3 protein-coding genes are annotated in these 4,036 nt (G+C 71.7%); 1 reads left to right on the plus strand and 2 read right to left on the minus strand.

All coding sequences use genetic code 11. The features are described 5' to 3' along the window. Positions 1-42: 42 nt before the first annotated feature. Both ACFXGJ_RS24090 and gcvT read right to left on the minus strand, forming a co-directional pair. A complete protein-coding gene (locus tag ACFXGJ_RS24090; protein ID WP_378625780.1) occupies positions 43-1,146 on the minus strand; it encodes a branched-chain amino acid aminotransferase in 1,104 nt (367 codons plus the stop codon). Positions 1,147-1,228: 82 nt separating this feature from the next. Further along, positions 1,229-2,329, minus strand: coding sequence for a glycine cleavage system aminomethyltransferase GcvT (gene gcvT, locus ACFXGJ_RS24095; protein ID WP_378625781.1), 1,101 nt, complete (start codon positions 2,327-2,329; stop codon positions 1,229-1,231). Positions 2,330-2,490: 161 nt separating this feature from the next. Between gcvT and ACFXGJ_RS24100 the strand changes: the two genes are divergently transcribed. Beyond that, a complete protein-coding gene (locus ACFXGJ_RS24100) occupies positions 2,491-4,005 on the plus strand; it encodes a leucyl aminopeptidase (protein WP_378625782.1) in 1,515 nt (504 codons plus the stop codon). The last annotated feature ends 31 nt before the right edge of the window (positions 4,006-4,036 follow it).

Raw genomic sequence — 4,036 nt, forward strand, 5'->3', positions numbered from 1 at the left:
GCCCACGACCGTCCAGGTCGCGGGCCGCAGTCGAGGTGTCGATCAGGCGAGCGTGCTCATCCACCCGTGGGTGTCGGCGAAGGTGCCGCGCTGGATGCCGGTGAGGGTGTCGCGCAGCGCCATCGTCACCGCGCCGGGCTCGCCGCCGCCGATGCTGAACTCGCCGGTGGCGGACTTGACCCGGCCGACGGGCGTGATCACGGCGGCGGTGCCGCACGCGAAGACCTCGGTGATCTCGCCGGAGGCGGCCTTCTCGCGCCACTCGTCGGTGCTGATCTTGCGCTCCTCGACCGCGAAGCCGGCGTCGGCGGCGAGCGTCAGCAGGGAGTCGCGGGTGATGCCCGGCAGCAGCGAGCCGGACAGCTCGGGGGTGACCAGCTTCGCGTCGGGACCGGAGCCGAAGACGAAGAACAGGTTCATCCCGCCCATCTCCTCGACGTACTTGCGTTCGGTCGCGTCCAGCCACACCACCTGGTCGCAGCCCTCGTCGGCGGCCTGCGCCTGCGCGACCAGAGACGCCGCGTAGTTCCCGGCGAACTTCGCCGCGCCGGTGCCACCCGGGGCGGCCCGCACGTACTCGGTCGAGAGCCACACGCTGACCGGCTTGACGCCCTTCGGGAAGTAGGCACCCGCGGGCGAGGCGATCAGCAGGTAGCGGTACCGGTTCGCCGGACGCACGCCGAGGCCCACCTCGGTGGCGATCATGAACGGGCGGATGTACAGCGCGTCCTCGCCGCCCGCGGCGGGCACCCAGTCCTTGTCCACTGCCAGCAGCTCGGTGACCGAGCGCAGGAACAGCTCCTCGGGCAGCTCCGGCATCTCGATCCGGCGGGCGGAGGTCCGCAGCCGCTCGGCGTTGGAACCGACCCGGAAGGAGGAGATCGTGCCGTCCTGCTGCCGGTACGCCTTGAGACCCTCGAAGATCGCCTGCCCGTAGTGCAGGACCATGGACGCCGGGTCCAGAGAGAGCGGACCGTAAGGCTGCACGGTGGCGTCGTGCCAGCCCACGCCCTCGGTGTAGTCGATCGTCACCATGTGATCGGTGAAGAACTTCCCGAATCCCGGCGACGCCAGCACCTGCGCGCGCTCCGCCTCGGAGGCGGGCGAGGGATGCGGGATACGCGTGAATTCGAGGACACCAGTCATGGCGCGATCCTATCGAACGCGTCGCGCACGATTTTTCGCCACCGGTCCATGTCGTGCACCGATCGCCGAGTCCGGGTCGCGGCTACTTGGTGTGCAGAGGTACGAACGGCGGCGTGAGCACCTCGCATCGCAGCGCTCGCCCGCGCACGTCCACCTCGACCTGATCGCCGGCGGCGATTCCCGAGTCCGAGTCGATCAGGGCCAGCGCGATGCCGACCTTGAGGCTCGGCGAGAAGGTTCCCGAGGTGGTCTCGCCGACCGGCGCACCGTCGCGCAGGACCGACTGGCCCTGCCGCAGGACGCCGCGGTCGAGCGCCTTGATGCCCCACATCTTGCGCGCGGGGCCGGCCTCCTTCTCCGCGAGCAGCGCCTCGCGGCCCCAGAACTGCGGCTTCTTCCACCCGATCGCCCATCCGCACCGCGCCTGCAGCGGCGAGATCTCCGTCGACAGCTCGTGCCCGTGCAGCGGGTAACCCGCCTCGGTGCGCAGGGTGTCGCGGGCACCGAGCCCGGCGACCTCGCCGCCGATCGCCCGGACCGCGGTCACCAGCGCCCGGAACACCGCCTCCGCGCCGTCCCAGGTGGGCAGCAACTCGTAGCCGTGCTCGCCGGTGTAACCCGTCCGGCACACCCGCACCGGCTGTCCGCCGAAGGTCGCGTCGGCGAACGCCATGTACTCCATGTCCGACGGAAGTCCGAGCGCCGCAAGGATTTCCGCGGACCTGGGGCCCTGGACCGCGAGCACCGCGAAGTCGCGGTGCTGATCGGTCACGCTCACGCCGGCCGGCGCCTCGGCGGCCAGCTTCGCGACCACGGCGGCGGTGTTCGCGGCGTTGGGCACGAGGAACACCTCGTCGTCGGAGACGTAGTAGGCGATCAGGTCGTCCACCACGCCGCCGGACTCGGTGGCGCACAGCGTGTACTGCGCCTGACCCGGGCCGATCTTGCCGAGATCGTTTGTCAGCGAGGCATTCACGAACTCCGCGGCGCCGGGTCCCGCCACCAGCGCCTTGCCGAGGTGGCTGACGTCGAACACGCCGGCCGTCTCCCGGACCGCCGTGTGCTCGGCCACCACGCCGGCGTAGGACACCGGCATCTGCCAGCCGCCGAACGGGGCGAAGGTGGCGCCGAGCTCGGTGTGCACGGCATGGAGGGGTCCCTGCTGGAGTTCCGCATCGCTCATGGGGCACCACGCTAGTCGACGCCGTACACGGTCGGCGCATCCGAACCACGAGGTCCGCACGCCGCGAGCGGTGCGGCCCCCACCAGTGTGCGTCCCGCGGGGCGCACCGGCACCGAACTACAGTTGCGGGCAACCGATCACCGACTTCCCAGGAGTATCCAGTGAGCCCTGCCACGACCGATTCGCCGCTCGGCCCCGAGCTCGCCCTCGCGGGCTCGATCGCCAAGCGCGTCGACGTTCTCGTCATCGGCCTGACCACCGGTCCCGACGGACCCGAGGCCTCGGTCGGTGAGGTACTCGACGACGCGACCGCCGAGGCGGTGCTCGACGGCCTCGTCGCGGTCGGCGCGACCGGCAAGGCCGAGGAGATCACCCGGATTCCCGCCCCCGCGGGCATGACGGTGTCGAGCGTGCTCGCCGTCGGCCTCGGCGCTCCGGACGCCGTCGACGCGGAGCAGGTCCGCGGGTCGGCCGGCGCGGCGGCCCGCGCCCTCGCCGGGACCGCCGTCGCCGCGACCACGCTGTCGGCACTCGACCTGGGTGCGGCCGCGGAGGGTTTCTACCTCGGCGCGTACACCTTCACCGAGTTCAAGGCGAAGTCCGCGCCGAGCGCGGCCGGGAGGCCTCTCGGACGGGTCGAGTTGCTGGTGTCGGCGCCGCGTACCGCCGCCGCGAAGAACGAACTGGCCCGATCGGCCGCGATCGCCGAGGCCGTCGCCGTCGCGCGCGAGTTCGTCAACACCCCGCCGAGCCACCTCTACCCCGAGGAGTTCGCGGCCCGCGCCAAGGCGCTCGGCGTCGCCGCCGGCCTGAAGGTCCAGGTGCTCGACGAGAAGGCCCTCGACAAGGGCGGCTACGGCGGCATCCTCGGCGTCGGCAAGGGCTCGTCGCGCCAGCCTCGCCTGGTGCGGATGACCTACGCGGGCGCCGGACGCGGCGCCAAGAAGGTCGCGCTCGTCGGCAAGGGCATCACCTTCGACACCGGCGGCATCTCCATCAAGCCCGCCGCCGGCATGGAGAACATGACCTCCGACATGGGAGGCGCCGCGGCCGTCATCGCGACGGTCGTGCTCGCGGCCAAGCTCGGCCTGAAGGTCGCCGTCGACGCGTACGCGCCGATGGCCGAGAACATGCCCTCGTCCACCGCGCAGCGGCCCGGCGACGTGCTCACCCAGTACGGCGGCACCACCGTCGAGGTGATCAACACCGACGCCGAGGGCCGGCTCGTCCTCGCCGACGCCATCGTCAGGGCCTGCGAGTTCAAGCCCGACTACCTGATCGACACCGCCACCCTCACGGGTGCGCAGATGGTCGCGCTCGGCAACCGGACGCCCGGCGTGATGGGCACCGACGAGTTCCGCGACCGGGTCGCCCGCATATCGCAGGAGATCGGCGAGAACGCCTGGCCGATGCCCCTGCCCCGCGAGCTGCGGGCGGACCTGAACTCGAAGGTCGCGGACCTGGCGAACGTGACCCCGCACCGGTGGGGCGGCATGCTCGCGGCCGCGATCTTCCTCGAGGAGTTCGTCGCCGACGACGTCCAGTGGGCCCACATCGACGTCGCCGGCCCGTCGTACAACACCGGCGGCCCGTTCGGCTACACCGGCAAGGGCGGCACCGGTGTCCCGGTCCGGACGATGATCAGCGTGCTCGAGGACATCGCCGCCAACGGCTAGGCGCTGACGCCCCCGTGCGCGATCGGGGTAC

Source organism: Rhodococcus sp. NPDC059234 (assembly GCF_042754225.1).
Classification (GTDB): domain Bacteria; phylum Actinomycetota; class Actinomycetes; order Mycobacteriales; family Mycobacteriaceae; genus Rhodococcus_G.

What these genes read in the sequence shown, in the direction of transcription:
- ACFXGJ_RS24090 (WP_378625780.1), bottom strand. Translation starts at nt 1,146, where the DNA reads ATGACTGGTGTCCTCGAATTCACGCGTATCCCGCATCCCTCGCCCGCC.
- gcvT (WP_378625781.1), bottom strand. Translation starts at nt 2,329, where the DNA reads ATGAGCGATGCGGAACTCCAGCAGGGACCCCTCCATGCCGTGCACACC.